Source organism: Burkholderiales bacterium, assembly GCA_035560005.1.
Classification (GTDB): domain Bacteria; phylum Pseudomonadota; class Gammaproteobacteria; order Burkholderiales; family Eutrophovitaceae; genus DASRFY01.
On the sequence record DATMAN010000071.1, the window covers coordinates 56,222 to 71,320 of the forward strand.

At 65.7% G+C, this 15,099-nt stretch carries 14 protein-coding genes; 4 read left to right on the forward strand and 10 right to left on the reverse strand.

From position 1 onward, the window contains the following. Positions 1-3: 3 nt before the first annotated feature. The 3 genes from VNM24_11000 to VNM24_11010 all read right to left on the reverse strand — a co-directional run bounded on the left by VNM24_11000 (position 4) and on the right by VNM24_11010 (position 3,520). Positions 4-930: an FAD-binding protein gene (locus tag VNM24_11000; protein HWQ39112.1), complete on the reverse strand. Its 927-nt coding sequence runs from the start codon at positions 928-930 to the stop codon at positions 4-6. Continuing rightward, a complete protein-coding gene (locus VNM24_11005) occupies positions 930-1,679 on the reverse strand; it encodes an electron transfer flavoprotein subunit beta/FixA family protein (GenBank protein HWQ39113.1) in 750 nt (249 codons plus the stop codon). The genes VNM24_11000 and VNM24_11005 overlap by 1 nt, the downstream gene beginning before the upstream one ends. A 200-nt stretch (positions 1,680-1,879) precedes the next feature. Beyond that, complete coding sequence (locus VNM24_11010; GenBank protein HWQ39114.1) at positions 1,880-3,520, reverse strand: acyl-CoA synthetase; 1,641 nt, start codon at positions 3,518-3,520, stop codon at positions 1,880-1,882. 276 nt (positions 3,521-3,796) lie between these two features. Here VNM24_11010 and VNM24_11015 point away from each other — a divergent pair, with 276 nt between their 5' ends. From VNM24_11015 to VNM24_11025, 3 genes are read left to right on the forward strand one after another with little or no spacing between them, the layout of a single operon-like run. Beyond that, positions 3,797-4,981: an adenylate/guanylate cyclase domain-containing protein gene (locus tag VNM24_11015; GenBank protein ID HWQ39115.1), complete on the forward strand. Its 1,185-nt coding sequence runs from the start codon at positions 3,797-3,799 to the stop codon at positions 4,979-4,981. 1 nt (position 4,982) lies between these two features. Continuing rightward, positions 4,983-5,378, forward strand: a complete 396-nt coding sequence (locus tag VNM24_11020; protein HWQ39116.1) for a TssQ family T6SS-associated lipoprotein — start codon at positions 4,983-4,985, stop codon at positions 5,376-5,378. 10 nt (positions 5,379-5,388) lie between these two features. Continuing rightward, on the forward strand, positions 5,389-6,696 hold the full coding sequence (locus VNM24_11025; protein ID HWQ39117.1) for a serine/threonine-protein kinase: 1,308 nt from the start codon (positions 5,389-5,391) through the stop codon (positions 6,694-6,696). Between the two features lie 12 nt (positions 6,697-6,708). Here VNM24_11025 and radA read toward each other — a convergent pair whose 3' ends face one another. Genes radA through alr form a run of 4 tightly spaced genes read right to left on the reverse strand, consistent with a single transcriptional unit; the run spans position 6,709 to position 11,728 of the window. After that, positions 6,709-8,058, reverse strand: coding sequence for a DNA repair protein RadA (radA, locus tag VNM24_11030; protein ID HWQ39118.1), 1,350 nt, complete (start codon positions 8,056-8,058; stop codon positions 6,709-6,711). Further along, positions 8,055-9,395 (reverse strand): GGDEF domain-containing phosphodiesterase, encoded by a 1,341-nt coding sequence (locus VNM24_11035; GenBank protein HWQ39119.1) that lies wholly within the window; start codon positions 9,393-9,395, stop codon positions 8,055-8,057. Before VNM24_11035 ends, radA begins: the two co-directional genes overlap by 4 nt. Beyond that, positions 9,392-10,618, reverse strand: coding sequence for an HD domain-containing phosphohydrolase (locus tag VNM24_11040; protein HWQ39120.1), 1,227 nt, complete (start codon positions 10,616-10,618; stop codon positions 9,392-9,394). The genes VNM24_11035 and VNM24_11040 overlap by 4 nt, the downstream gene beginning before the upstream one ends. Before the next feature lie 33 nt (positions 10,619-10,651). Beyond that, complete coding sequence (gene alr, locus VNM24_11045) at positions 10,652-11,728, reverse strand: alanine racemase (protein HWQ39121.1); 1,077 nt, start codon at positions 11,726-11,728, stop codon at positions 10,652-10,654. A 180-nt stretch (positions 11,729-11,908) separates the two neighbouring features. Between alr and lplT the strand changes: the two genes are divergently transcribed. After that, positions 11,909-13,132 carry a lysophospholipid transporter LplT gene (lplT, locus tag VNM24_11050; protein HWQ39122.1) on the forward strand — a complete coding sequence of 408 codons (1,224 nt, stop codon included), beginning with the start codon at positions 11,909-11,911 and terminating at the stop codon, positions 13,130-13,132. On the opposite strand, the gene VNM24_11055 is transcribed toward lplT, so the two are convergent. Genes VNM24_11055 through VNM24_11065 form a run of 3 tightly spaced genes read right to left on the reverse strand, consistent with a single transcriptional unit; the run spans position 13,125 to position 15,096 of the window. Next, the gene (locus VNM24_11055; protein HWQ39123.1) at positions 13,125-13,625 is read right to left on the reverse strand and encodes a TPM domain-containing protein; all 501 of its coding nucleotides are present in this window, start codon (positions 13,623-13,625) and stop codon (positions 13,125-13,127) included. The two genes, lplT and VNM24_11055, sit on opposite strands and share 8 nt — an antisense overlap. A gap of 1 nt (position 13,626) precedes the next feature. After that, complete coding sequence (locus VNM24_11060) at positions 13,627-14,478, reverse strand: TPM domain-containing protein (protein HWQ39124.1); 852 nt, start codon at positions 14,476-14,478, stop codon at positions 13,627-13,629. 6 nt (positions 14,479-14,484) lie between these two features. After that, positions 14,485-15,096 carry a LemA family protein gene (locus VNM24_11065; GenBank protein HWQ39125.1) on the reverse strand — a complete coding sequence of 204 codons (612 nt, stop codon included), beginning with the start codon at positions 15,094-15,096 and terminating at the stop codon, positions 14,485-14,487. Positions 15,097-15,099: the final 3 nt, after the last annotated feature.

The window sequence follows — 15,099 nt, forward strand, 5'->3', positions numbered from 1 at the left end:
CGATTAGAGGCTTTTGACGAGCTCGGGCACGGCCTCGAACAGATCGGCCACCAGGCCGTAGTCGGCGACCTGGAAGATCGGCGCCTCGGCATCCTTGTTGATCGCGACGATCACTTTGCTGTCCTTCATCCCGGCCAGGTGCTGGATCGCTCCCGAAATTCCCACCGCGATGTAGAGTTCCGGAGCGACGATCTTGCCGGTCTGCCCGACCTGGTAGTCGTTTGGCACGAAACCGGAATCGACCGCGGCGCGCGAGGCGCCCACCGCGGCGCCGAGCTTGTCGGCCAGGTCCTCCAGGATCCGGAAATTCTCGGCACTGCCCATGCCACGCCCGCCGGATACGATGACGCGCGCGGAAGTCAGCTCCGGGCGCACCGACTGCGTGAGCTCCTGCCCCACCAGCGAGGACAGCCCCGGGTCCGCGGCGGGCGCGATGGATTCGACCTTTGCATCGCCCCCCAGCGGGGCGGCATCGAAACCGGTGGCGCGCACGGTAATGACCTTGATGGGGTCGAGCGCCTGAACGGTGGCGAGCGCGTTTCCGGCATAGATCGGGCGAACGAAGGTGTCTGGCGATTCCACCTTCACGATGTCCGAGACCTGCGCCACGTCGAGCAGCGCGGCGATTCTGGGCATGAGGTTCTTGCCAAAGCTCGTGGCCGGGGCGAGAACGTGGCTGTAGCTCCTGGCCAGAGGAACCACCAGCGCGGCGAGATTCTCCGCCAGCGGGTGCGCGTAATGCGGCGCGTCGCACACCAGTACCATGGCTGCGCCCGAGATCTTCGCCGCGGACTGCGCCGCGGCCGCGCACCGGTGACCGGCCACCAGAACGTGAATTTCTCCGCCGATCTGCCGGCCCGCCGTCACGGTATTGAGGACGGCGGGCTTGACCGACGCGTTGTCGTGCTCCGCAATGACCAGGATGGGCATCAGATGACCTTTGCCTCGTTACGCAGCTTGTCGATCAGCTCGGCGACGCTCTTGACCTGCTTGCCGGCACCGCGCTTGGGCGGCTCGGCGACTCTCAGCGTCTTGAGCCGCGGTGCGATCTCCACGCCGAGCGCTTCGGCACTCAGCGTCTCGAGCGGCTTCTTCTTCGCCTTCATGATGTTGGGAAGGGTCACATAGCGCGGCTCGTTGAGCCGCAAGTCGGTCGTCACCACGGCCGGCAAGCGGATGACCAAGGTCTCCAACCCGCCGTCCACTTCACGGGTCACCCGGGCGGAGTCGCCCTCGACCTGGAGCTTCGACGCAAATGTCGCCTGTGCCCAGCCCAGCAGCGCTGCCAGCATCTGCCCGGTTTGGTTCGAATCGTCGTCGATCGCCTGCTTGCCCATGATGACGAGCTTCGGCTGCTCCCTGACCGCCACGGCCTTCAGAATCTTCGCCGCGGCGAGCGGCTGGATCTCCGCGCCGCTTTCGACCAGGATCGCGCGGTCGGCACCGATGGCCAGGGCGGTGCGCAGGGTTTCCTGACACGCCGCGGGCCCGATCGACACCGCGACGATCTCCGTCGCCGCGCCGGCTTCCTTCAGGCGCACCGCCTCCTCCACGGCGATCTCGTCGAAGGGGTTCATGGACATCTTGACGTTGGCGGTCTCCACGCCCGACCCGTCGGACTTCACGCGCACCTTCACGTTGTAGTCCACCACGCGTTTGACCGGAACCAGTACTTTCATTTCGCGGCCTTGGAATGCTCGGTTGGAAAGGTGCGGATTTTAGCGCAGCGCAGCACTGCGTTTGACCGCAAACACACGCAGCCGCAGAGAAATTCGACGCGGGTTTGCCGGGAAAGCGAAGTCGAGTAGCCAGGAAGCGTTGAGCCTTCGCATCTCGATTCCTGGCGCTGTTTCTGGACCCTTTCCCCGTGCCTCCGTAATCAAGCCGTTTTCGCCCGCTCGCGCAGGAGGTTTTTCTGGATCTTTCCGGTGGAGGTCTTGGGCAGCGAGCCGAACACGACCTTCTTGGGGCACTTGTAATGCGCCAGACGCTCGCGGCAGAAGGCGATGATGTCCTGCTCGCTGACTCGCGGGGCATCGGGCTTCAGGGTCACGAACGCGCAGGGAACCTCTCCCCATTTCTCGTCCGGTCGAGCGACAACCGCGGCTTCGAGGACTGCGGGGTGCCGGTAGATGACATCCTCCACTTCGATCGTGGAGATGTTCTCACCACCGGAGATGATGATGTCCTTGGACCGGTCCTTGATCTTGACGTAACCGTCCGGGTCGACCACCGCCAGGTCCCCGGTATGGAACCAGCCGCCCGCGAAGGCCTCTTGCGTGGCTTGCGGGTTGTTCAGGTAACCCTTCATCGTGATGTTGCCGCGAAAGAAAATCTCCCCCATGGTCTGTCCGTCGCGCGGCACCGGCTGCAAAGTCTCGGGATCGAGGACTTCCATCGCTTCCTGCAGCACGTAGCGAACGCCCTGCCGGCCGTTGAGCGCGGCGCGCTGCTCCAGGGGCAACTGCGCCCATTCCGGGTGTTTCGCGCATACCGACGCCGGCCCGTAGACCTCGGTAAGCCCGTAGACGTGCGTCAACTCCACGCCGATGCGCTCGGCACCCTCGATCACCGCCTGGGGCGGCGCAGCGCCGGCGATCATCGCGTGCAGCCTGTGGCTGATTCCCGCCCGCAGCGCGGCAGGGGCGTTGATCAGCATGTTGTGCACCACCGGAGCGCCGCAGAAATGCGTGACCTGGTGGCGGCGGATCAGATCGAAAATCAGCGCGGCATCGACCTTGCGCAGGCACACGCTGACGCCCGCCACCGCCGCCAGGCTCCATGGAAAACACCAGCCGTTGCAGTGAAACATCGGCAGGGTCCACAGATAGACCGGGAAGTGCGGCATCGCCCAGGTGACGATATTGGACAGGGCATTCAGATAGGCGCCGCGGTGATGCGTCACCACCCCTTTGGGATTCCCGGTGGTGCCTGAGGTGTATGACAGCGCGATGGCGTCCCATTCGTCGTCCGGCAGACGCCACGAAAACCCGGGATCACCGCCGCCCAGGAATGCCTCGTAATCCATCTCGCCCAGACGTTCACCCCCGGGTCCGAGGGGATCGACGATGTCGATCACCAGCGGCGGCGTCGTGAGCCTGCGCAGCGCCCGCGAGACGGTCGGAGCGAACTCGGTATCGGTGATCAATACCTTGGCCTCCCCATGGCCGAGCATGAAGGCGATTGCCTCGGGATCGAGCCGGGTGTTCAGCGTGTTGATGACCGCGCCAGCCATCGGAATGCCGTAATGCGCCTCGAACATGGCGGGCACGTTCGGTGCCATCACCGCCACCGTATCGCCAACCCCCACGCCGCGTTGCGACAGCGCCGAGGCCAGGCGCCGGCAGCGTGCGTAGACCTCGGCCCAGGTCGTGCACTGGTCCCCATGGATCACCGCAGGGCGGCGTGGGTAGACATCGGCGGCCCAGGTCAGAAAGGACAACGGGGACAGCGGCACGTAATTGGCCGGGTTCTTGTCCAGCCCGACGCTGTAGGGATTGACGCGGTGGTTGGTGCTCATGGGCGGTCGAGGTGCGTGGCAGGCCGGTGGCCGAGTTCGGGTGCTGAGCAAGGCAGCAATGATAGCCGGCGCGCTCCTGCCGGGAGCGGCGCAGCCGAAGCAGTTTGGAAATCTAGAAATAGACGCAAATTCCAGCTAAAACTGGTTGACATCACTAAGAAAAGTGGTTGCTAGAACACGCCCAATTGGTGTTAAGATTCCACATTAGGTTCCGCTCTTAAGCGGTCGAATTGGCGAGAATGGACTCCAAATGGTAGCCGCGAGGGCCTACCCGTGATGGTCGAGCGTTCCAACCGCACGTTCATCTGCAGCGTGCTATTCCTCGACATCGTCGAGTACTCGCGCAAGCCGGTCGCGGAGCAGATCCAGCTGAAGGATCGCTTCAACGCGCTCATCGCCGACGCGATTCGCGACATCGCCCCGGCCGACCGCATCATTCTGGATACCGGCGACGGCGTCGCTATCAGCTTCCTGGGTGACCCGGAGGACGCATTGTTCGTGGCCATGAGCCTGCGCGACGCCTTCGCCCCGGAGCCCGACGCGCCGCCTCGCTTCCCTGCCCGGATCGGGGTCAACCTGGGTCCAGTGCGCCTGGTCAAGGATCTGAACGGCCAGCCCAACATCATCGGCGATGGAATCAACGTCGCACAGCGCGTCATGGGCTTCGCGAAGCCCGGCCAGATCCTGGTCTCCCGTTCCTACTACGAGGTCGTGTCCCATATCTCCGAGGGATACGGCCAGCTGTTCCAGTACGAGGGCTCGCGGACCGACAAGCACGTGCGGGAACACGAGGTCTACAGCGTCGGCTATACCGGAACGCGCGCCTCGGTGCGCTCGCCTGCGGAGCGCGCCCGCGCGTCCTCCCTGGACCATGCCCGGCAGTCGGCTACCGCCAGCATCGCCTCCGGCCCACTGCTCCAGAAGATCGAGCCCTGGCTCAACAACCGCTCACTCGCCTACGGCACCGCGACCTTGTCGGTCGCCGCATTTGCCGGCGCCCTGCTGCTCAACTTCCTGAGCGAGCCGGCGATCTCGGAACGATCGGAGCCGTTGTCCGCGCCGGTGGTGCGAAAGACCACGACGGTGCCGCAGATCGCGCCGGAACTGGAGCGCTCCCTCCTCGAGAAGCCCAGGGCCGCCGCCCAGAAAAAGCCCCTTTTCGCCCGCCTCAAGCAAGAGCGGCGGCCCGCCCGGCAAAGCGCGCCGGCGCGGCAGGAAACGGTGGCACCGGCGGCCGCCGAGCCAGCGCAGGGCTCGGGCATCATCGCCCTCGCCATTGCGCCCTGGGGAGAAGTCTACGTCGACGGGACGCGCGTGGGCGTGAGCCCTCCGGTCAACGAAGTCGAGGTCGCGCCCGGCATCCGCCGCATCGAGATTCGCAATGCCAATTTTCCGGCCTACACCCAGGTGGTCGAGGTGAAGCCCGACCAGAGGATCCGGATCAAGCACAAATTCAACTGACATGTCCTTCGCGCGTGCTCTCGGTTCGATGCTCTTCACCGCCTGGCTGGCGGCCGGCTGCGCGACCGATCCTTTTTCCGGCATCGGCTTCGGGCGCAGCGCCGGCGCGCCCTATATGGAGGAAGGCATCCGCCAGTACGAAGAAGGCAACTACCGCGTGGCAGCCCGGCGGCTGCACTTCGCCCTGGAGGAAGGACTGCCCCGCGCCGATCGGGTGAAGGCGCACAAGTACCTCGCCTTCATCGCCTGTGTGTCGGGACAGCGCCTGACCTGCCGCGAAGAGTTCGCCATTGCGCTCGAGCTGGATCCGACCTTCGAGCTGGAGCCGGCGGAGGCCGGACATCCCATCTGGGGACCGGTCTTCAGGAGCGTAAAATCCGGCAGAACCAAGAAGTGATGCCGTTAGCATGATCTCGACCCTCGGACGCTACGAAATCCTCGCCGAACTGGGCCAGGGCGCCATGGGCACGGTGTACAAGGCGCGCGACCCGTTGCTCGACCGCATCGTCGCGATCAAGACCGTCAACCTGATGCTGCCCAAGGACGAAGTCGCCGAGTACGAGGCGCGCTTCTACCAGGAAGCGAAGGCGGCGGGGCAGCTCTCGCATCCCAACATCGTCACCATCTACGACATCGGCAAAAGCGAGAAGCTCGCCTACATGGCGATGGAGCTGCTCGAAGGGCAGGAGCTGCGCAAGATCCTGGCGAGCGGGGCGAGCATTCCCGTCCCACAAGCGCTGGACATCGCAGCCCAGGTCGCCGACGGGCTGCAGTACGCGCACGAGCGCGGGATCATCCACCGCGACATCAAGCCGGCCAACATCATGGTGCTGAAGGACGGCCAGGTGAAGATCACCGATTTCGGCATTGCGCGCATGCGCAACAACGAAGTGAAGACCATGACCGGGATGATCCTCGGGTCTCCGAAGTACATGTCTCCCGAGCAGGTCTCCGGCAAGCGCGCCGACACCCGTTCGGACATCTTCTCACTGGGCGTGGTGCTCTACGAAATGCTGACCGGGACTTCCCCGTTCGTGGCCGACAACATTCACGGCGTCATGTACCAGACGCTGAACTTCACGCCACCGGCGCCGAAGACGCTCAACCCCGAGTTGCCCGACGTGCTGAACTTCATCTCGGCCAAGGCGCTGGCCAAGAATCTCGACGACCGCTACCAGCAGGCCAAGGACTTCGCGAACGACCTGCGCGAAGCGCGCCGCGCCATGCTCGGAGAATCGGCGGCTCCGAATCTGCTCGCCGCCACCCTTCCGCCCAAGCCTGTGCCGTTCGTCGAACCGGCGGTGCAGCTCACGCGCCAGGAAGACAAGCGCGCCGCCGTGACCGGCGCCCTCGAGGCGGTGGTGCCGGGCGGCGAAGCGATCGTGGACTCGGGTGAAGTCAGCTCGCCGGCGCTGGGTCTGTCCAAAGCCTTCGACTCCTTCGATGCCACCATGCGCCTGGCGGCCCTCACGGGCATGGAGCGGGAACTCGACGAGTTCTCCGAAACGCAGAAGATCGCCCGGCTCAAGGCGCTGTCCGAAGCCAGGCGCGGCACGCATCCGAGCATCTCGGACAGCACGACCTGGCGCAACGACGTCTCGGTCCCTCGCGCCAGGCCGGCCTCCAGCGGCGGCAGCGCGAGCGGGCTGCGCTACGTGTGGATCGCCAGCGCCGCGCTGGCGCTCGCTGCACTTGCCCTTCTGCTGACCGGCTGAGCGCGCCTTGCGCTAGCGTATTTTCGCGATCGCCTGGTCCACCCGGTCCACGGGCAACACCTCCAGTCCCTCGATCACCGATTTGGGGGCATTGGCACGCGGCACGATCGCCAGCTCGAATCCGAGCTTGGCCGCTTCCTTCAGCCGCTCCTGGCCGCGCTGCACCGGGCGCACTTCCCCCGCCAGCCCCACTTCGCCGAAGGCGACGGTTTTCTCCGGCAGCGGTTTGTTCTTCAACGAAGAGACAATCGCGAGCAGTACCGGCAGATCCGCTCCCGGTTCGGCGATCTGCACGCCGCCGACCGCATTGACGAACACGTCCTGGTCGAAAACCGGCAAGCCCGCGTGCCGGTGCAAGACCGCGAGCAGCATGGCCAGGCGGTTCTGCTCCAGACCCACGGTCAGGCGGCGCGGATTGGGCGCCTTTGCGTCGTCCACCAGCGCCTGGATTTCAACCAGCAGCGGCCGCGTGCCCTCCTGGGTAACCATGACGCAGGATCCCGCAACGTCGGCCGCGTGGCGCGACAGGAACAGCGCGGATGGATTGGCCACCCCGCGCAGGCCGTGATCGGTCATGGCGAACACGCCCAGTTCGTTGACTGCACCGAACCGGTTCTTGATGGCGCGCACCAGCCGGAAGCTGGAGTGGGTGTCTCCCTCGAAGTAGAGCACCGCGTCGACCATGTGCTCGAGCACGCGCGGACCCGCGATCGCCCCCTCCTTGGTGACGTGACCGACCAGCAGGAGCGCGGTGCCCGAGGCCTTGGCGAACCGCGTCAGCTGCGCGGCGCATTCCCGAACCTGGGCCACGCTGCCCGGCGCGGGCTGCAGCGCTTCGGAGTAGACGGTCTGAATCGAGTCGATGACGACGACGGCGGGCTTCTCGGTGCTCAGGACCGAAAGTATTTTCTCCAGCTGGATCTCGGCCAGCAGCTTGAGCGATCCGGTCTGAAGCCGCAGCCGCCGAGCGCGCAGCGCGATCTGCTGCACGGATTCCTCGCCGCTGACGTAGAGCGCCTTGCAGTCGTCCGCCATCGCGGCGCTCGCCTGCAGCAGCAAAGTCGACTTGCCTATGCCCGGATCGCCGCCGATCAGCACCACCGCGCCGCGCACCAGGCCGCCGCCGAGCACGCGGTCCAGCTCGCCGATTTGTGTCGATCGCCGTGGCTGTTCCTGTGCTTCCACCTGCTTCAGGAAAGTCAGCCTGCTGGTTTCGGCGAGCGCGTGATAGCGCGCCGCCTGCTTTTCGGCCACTGTCTCCAGCAGAGTGTTCCAGGCGCCGCAGTGCGGGCATTGCCCCTGCCATTTCAGCGTCTGCCCGCCGCACTCGGTGCAAGAAAAGACGGTCTTTGTCCTGGTCATGGCTTGCGGCCCGCGGTGCTGCCGGGGCGGTTGGCGCTGTGGGCCGCGGACACCGGAAAGCCCGACACGCAGCGCATGAACTCTTCCATCCGCATCGGCCGGCCCAGGTAGTAGCCTTGCGCGCAATCGCATCCGAGCGCCTTGAGCCGCTCGAGGATTTCGCGGTTCTCGACGCCTTCGGCCACCGCCCGCAGATTCAGGCTGTGCGCAAGGCCGACCATCGATTGGACGATGCGCTCGTGCACCGGGGCCTCGAGCATGTTGCGAACGAAAGACATGTCGATCTTCAACTCATCCAGCGGCATGTCGCGCAGCCGGCTCATCGACGAGTAGCCCGTTCCGAAATCGTCCATCGACAGTTCCAGCCCCAGCGCCTTGAGCCGCAGCAGCGCGTCCTGCGCCAGTGGTTCGTTTTCCATCACCGCGGTTTCGGTCAGCTCGATCACGATCCTGTCGGCGGGAACCGCCCACAGCGCCACGGCTTGGGAGACGACTTCCACGATGTCCGTCTCGCGCAGATTCTGCGCCGAGAAATTGATGCTCACCCCAAGATCGTTTCCCCCGGCGCGGCAGGTGGCGAATTCGCGCAGGGCGGTGTTGATCACCCATTGCGTGAGCTTCGCGATCAGGCCGGTGTACTCGGCGATCTGGATCAGGCGAAACGGTGGGATCATGCCTTTGCGCGGATGTTCCCAGCGCAGCAGTGCCTCCGCACCCGCCATTGCACCGGTGGCCAGGTTGATCTTGGGCTGGTAGCACAGGAACAGTTCGTTGTTCTCGATCGCCCGGGTGAAATCGCCCAGCAGCTCGAGTTGCGCCAGCGTCGATGGATCCGCACTCGGGTCGTAGAGCGCGGCACCCTGGCGTCTGGCCCGGGCTTCGGCCAGGGCGTGCGCGGCCCTTCGCAGCAGCTCTTCGCCCGACCTGCAGTTCGCATCCGCGAGCGCCACCCCCGCCCTGGCGCTCAGGTACATGAGGTGGTTCTCGACCCCGAACGGCTCGGCGAGTGCGCGGATCACTTTGCTTGCAGCCAGCAGCGCATGCTCTGTGGAGCGCACGTCGGTCAGCAGGCAACCGAGGTGGTAGCGCCCCAACTCGCCGACGAAGTCGCGGTCGGGAAGCGCATCCGCCAGGCGGCCCTTCGCTTCGCGCAGCAGCCGGTCGGTGGCGGCGAACCCCGCGCTGGTATCGATTCGCCACAATTCGCCGACGTCCACCATGAGTACCGCGCAGGTGCGCGCGCAGTGCTGCTCCACCGCCGAGCGCACCGCTTGGTGGAACTGCGCGTAGTCCAGACTGCGCCGGCTGGATGCGCTGCCGCCCGAACAACCGCTCACAGATAATAGTCCCGAGGCTCGATACCGAACATCCCGGGTTCGAGTGCGCGCTTGATCTCGTAAGGCACGCCGGCATCGGCAATCGGCGCGTGCATCAGGTCCACCGATTTCGGCGCCGGGTACTCGCGCTTGTGCGGGTCCAGAATGATCATCAGGCGCGGGCGCAGCCGATACGCCCGGTTGTGCGCCACCACGATCGCCACCTCACCGGTGTTCAGCTCCACGAGGCTGCCGACCGGATAGATCCCGATGCACTGCGTGAACTGCTCCACCAGCACCGGATGCAGGAACTTCCCGCCCCAACCGTGGATCACCTCCATCGCTTCATAAGGAGACACCGCCGTACCGGCCGGCCCGCCGAAAGTAAGTTCGCGATAGCAGTCCACGATGCCCGCCATCCTGCCATAGACGGTGAGCTCGGTGCCGCGCAAGCCTCGCGGATACCCGCTGCCGTTCTCGCGCTCGTGGTGCTGCGCCACGATCTCGACGACGCGTTCAGGCGTTCCCTTTGTCTGCCGCAGGATGTCCTCCCCGTACTGCACGTGACGCTTCATGAGCGCATATTCGGCCCGCGACAGGAGCTGTTTCTTGTCCACCAGCTCTCTCGGAAGCCGGAGCTTGCCCACATCGAGCAGCAGCCCGGCCATGCCGAGCAGCGCAAGCTCCGGGATGGGAAGACCGAGATGGCGGCCGAACGCCAGCATGTGAGCCGCCACCGACATCGCCTGCACGTATGCCGGTTGCGCCTCTTTGCGCATGCGCAAGATCAGCATTAGCGCGTCCGGGTTGGACACGATCGTTCCGACCAGGCCCTCGACCAGCCTCGAGACGGCCTCCGCATCGAGCGCTCTGCCGCGCTCGATGCTGTTGCGTATCTGCGTCAAGGTCTCGATTGCACTGTCGTAGGCCACCTTGGCGCTGGGCAGTTCCTCTTCGACGCTGCGTTCGATGGGGTAGGACTGCACTCCGAGTGGCACTCGCGCATCCTTCCCCGTGGCAAGACTCGCCAGCGGCCCGGCCCGCAGGCGCGCCGTGTTGGCCCCGATCTGCTCGCGCAGCGGATCGATGAATACGTACTCGCAGTACTCGCGCAGGGTCTCGATGTCCTCCGGCGACTGCACCAGAAATCCCTGCAGGGGAAACGGCGTGTCGAGCCACGGACGATCCAGCTCGAGCACGAACATGCCCGGTTTCAACTCGTCGATCGTCTTCTTGATCTTCACGGCTGAATTCGCGCACTCAGCTGGCCGGAGGCATCACGGGGATTCCATCACCGTGACGGGAACCCGGGCGCTCAGCGCGCACAACAGCTCGTAGCTCACCGTCTTTGCACTCCTGGCGATCTCGTCCACCGGCATTCCTTCCCCCCAGAGCACCACGCGGCTCCCCACGCCGGCCTGCGGCATGCGCGTGAGATCCACGCAGATCAGGTCCATCGAGACCAGCCCCACCGTGCGGCTGAGCCGTCCCGCCACCAGCACCGGCGTGCCGCTCGGCGCATGGCGCGGATAGCCGTCCGCATAGCCGCAGGCGATCACGCCGATGCGCATCGGTTCCTGCGCGGTAAACGTACCGCCGTAGCCCACGCGATCCCCAGGGCGCAGCCGCTGCACGGCCACGATCCGCGTTTCCAGCGTCATGACCGGCCGCAAGCCGAGTTCAGCGGCGGAAATCTCCGCAAAGGGCGAGCTGCCGTAGAGCATGATACCGGGCCGCACCCAGTCGCCGCGCGCCGCGGGATAGCGCAGCAAGGCCGCAGAGTTCGCCATGGAACGCGGCCAATGTTTTCCCAGAGCGCCATCGGGAAGCGCCGCCAGCTGCCAGTCCACGCCGCGGGCATCGTCAGCGTTGGCGAAGTGCGTCATCAAGGTGAGCGCGCCGAGCTTGCCCGAGGCGCGCAGGCGGCGGATGGCAGCTTCGACCCGTGCCGGCTCGAAGCCGAGCCGATTCATACCCGTGTTCACCTTCAGGAAAACGTCGATCGGCATGACGTTGCGCGCCGCTTCCAGCATGAGGATCTGTTCCTCGTCGTGGACCACCGCCGCGAGACGCTGCTGCGCGAACACCTCCACGTCGCAGGATTCGTAGAACCCTCCGAGCATCAGAATCGGTTTGCGGTAGCCGCTCTCGCGCAGCGCGACAGCCCTTTCCAGCTCCACCAGCGCCAGGCCGTCGGCGGCCTGCAGAGCGGGCAGCACCCGCTCCAGCCCGTGGCCATAGGCATTGGCCTTCACCACTGCCAGGAGCGACGCGTTGCCGGCGGCGCGCTGCGCAATCGCAAGATTGTGGCGAAGAGCGCCCAGATCGATGGTGGCGCGGACCGGACGGGGCATCGATTGATCGAGTTCTGGAAGGGGCGCGAAGGCCGCGGCGCAGCGTTGCGGCCATTTTAGAAGTCAGATGGCTTCCCTGCGGGATTTCCTCACCGCGCGCAGGCTCTTGTGGTATAAAGCCGCCGCCGCTGGAAGTCGCCCCCGAAGAGCCAAAAAAACGCCAACGCCCGCAATTATCCGATGAACCGGGGGTTCTACACGATCCTCGCGGCGCAGTTCTTCTCGGCACTGGCAGACAATGCGCTGCTGTTCGCCGCGATCGCGCTCCTCGCCAATCTTGAGGCGCCGCCCTGGCAGACCCCGGTCTTGCAGCAGTTCTTCGTTTTTTCCTACATCGTGCTGGCGCCCTTTGTCGGCCCGTTCGCGGACGCGCTCCCCAAGGGCCGCGTCATGTTCGTCGCCAATGCCGTCAAGCTGACCGGCTGCGCGATGATGCTGTTCGACCTGCATCCGCTGCTCGCCTACGGCGTGGTGGGCATCGGCGCCGCGATGTATTCTCCGGCCAAGTACGGCATCCTCACGGAATATCTGCCGCATCACCAGCTGGTGCTGGCCAACGGCTGGATGGAGGGGCTGACCGTCGCGGCGATCATTCTGGGCGCGGTACTCGGCGGTTTCATGCTCGCACCGCATTTCTACCTCATGGTACTGGGTGCCGGCGGTTCTGCCAGTCCGCTGCTGGAAAGCCCCGCCAAGCTGGCGATCCTGACCATTCTCGGCCTGTATCTCACCGCGGCCGCGATCAATCTGTACATTCCCCGAGTGGCGATCGATCACAAGCTGCCCAAGCGCACTCCGCTCTTCATTCTGCAGGACTTCTGGCACAGCTTCCGCCTGCTGTGGCGCGATCCGCTGGGCCAGGTCTCGCTCGCGGTGACCACGCTTTTCTGGGGCGCGGGCGCCACTTTGCGCCTGATCGTGCTGTCGTGGGCGGCACTGGCGCTGAACTTCGATCTGGAACGGGCGACCCAGCTCACCGCCGTGGTCGCCGTGGGGATCGCACTCGGCTCGGTGCTGGCCGCTCGCTACGTACCGCTCACGGGCGCGGTGCGAGTGCTGCCGGTGGGCATCGCCATGGGTCTGGCGGTGATCGCGATGGTTTTCATCGACGACTGGCGTCTGGCCGTGGCCATGCTGATCCTGATCGGGGCCATGGGCGGCTATTTCGTGGTGCCGATGAACGCCCTGCTGCAGCATCGCGGCCACCTGCTGATGGGCGCCGGTCACTCGATCGCCGTGCAGAACTTCAACGAAAACCTGTCGATCCTGGCCATGCTGGGCGCCTATGCGCTGATGTTGCGCGCCGATCTCACGATCCGAACGATCATCGTGCTCTTCGGCCTGCTGGTGGCGGGCGCCATGTACATCATCTACCTCAAGCACCGCCAGGACCAGGTCATCTGATCTGCACCGGCGAATCGGGCAACTCGTTGAGCGGCGCCCCTGAAGGGGGGAAATGCCGCGCCAGATGCGCGCTCACCGCGTCGATACCGGTGATCACCGCCTGCTCGAAGTCGTGGTTCTTCAGGCGGCTTTCCATTTCCCGGCAGATCGCCTCCCACTGCGTGTCGGGCACTTTGCGCGCGATGCCGCGATCGGCCACGATCTCGATGTCGTGATCGGCCAGCAACAGATAGAGCAGGACGCCGTTATTGTGCTCGGTGTCCCATACGCGCAGCGCGGAGAATACGTCGATCGCCCGTTCGCGCGCCGACAAGTCGCGCAGAACCGACCATGGGTCGAGCGCAGCTTCCACGGCGACGCGGACCTGCCCGCCATGCCGGCGCTCCGACGCCTCGATCGCCTCCTCGATACGCTGCATCGCAGGGCGCGGCAGGACCCGGTTCACCGCCCAGTCGGGAGTCACGAGATGGCGCAGCAACCGTCCGGGATTCATCTCACCATCGCCCCGAGGCGCCGCCACCGCCGAAGCCCCCGCCGCCTCCGCGCAAGCCGCCACCTCCCAGTCCGCCGCCGAAGCCTCCTCCGCCCCAGCCATGGCCGTACCTTGCGGGCCAGCCCGCACGCGCGCCACCGAACAGATTCAGGACGAAGGCGACCACCCCGACCGCTAACGCCAGCAGCAGCGAGCCGATCACGAGCCAGGCGGCAAAACCCGCCACACCGCCGATCAGCGCGGCGCCGCCGAAGCGTCCGAGCAACGCCCGCAACAGGCCGCCGACCACGAACACCAGGAGGAAGAACAACACCAAATAAGTTTCCAGCGCTTGGCCGCTGGGCGGGCGCTCGCGCGCCGCCGGTGCGGGCAACGGTTCGCCGGCGATCCGCTGCATCAAGCGCTCGAGGCCGATCGACAGCCCGCCGAACCAGTCGCCCTGCCTGAAGCGCGGCACGAACTCGTCCTCGATCAGCCGCTTGGCCACGGCGTCGGGGATCACGCCTTCCAACCCGTAGCCTATCTCCAGACGCATCGCCCGGTCCTCCTTCGCCACGATCACGATGACGCCGTCGTCGATCCCCTTGCGGCCGATCTTCCATTGCTCCGCCACGCGGATACCGAACGATTCGATCGGCTCCCCAGCCGTGGTGGGGATCAGCAGCACCACGATCTGCGTCCCCTTCTCGCGCTCGAACGCGGCCAGTGTCGAGTCGAGCCGCTGGACCTGCGCTGCGCTGAGCGTGCCGGTGAGATCCACCACCCGCCCGGTGAGCGCGGGCACCGCCACCTCGGCGGTGGCATGGCCGAAGGCGGCCAGCGCCCCCAGCAGCGCGAAAGCTCGAGCCAGCACGGCGGCTTACTGCGCGCGCTGCCGTTCCGGCCGCGAGAAGTCCACGGTGGGCGGCCGTGAGATCGCCTGCTCGTTTTCGACCGTGAACGAGGGCTTGGTCCTGAAACCGAAGAGCATCGCGGTCAGATTGGTCGGGAAGCTGCGCACCGTGGTGTTGTACTCCTGCACTGCGCGGATGTAGCGCTGCCGGGCCACGGCGATGCGGTTTTCAGTGCCTTCGAGCTGCGCCTGCAGGTCGCGGAAGTTCTGGTCCGATTTCAGTTGCGGGTAGTTCTCCACAACCAGCAGCAGGCGCGAGAGCGCCGAAGTCATTTCAGCCTGCGCGGCAATGAACTTCTGAAAAGCGGCTTCGTCTTCGATCAGTTCCGGCGTGGCCTGGATCGCGCCCACGCGGGCGCGCGCGTCGGTCACGCCCTGCAGGACGCTCTGCTCCTGAGCGGCGAAGCCCTTGACCGTGTTGACCAGGTTCGGCACCAGATCGGCGCGCCGCTGATACTGGTTGAGCACTTCCGCCCACGCCGCCTTGATGCCTTCGTCCTGCGCTTGCAGCGTGTTGTAGCCGCAACCGCCGAGCAATGCGGCCGCCAGCGCCCCGATCAGTGCCAATGTTCTTTTCATTGC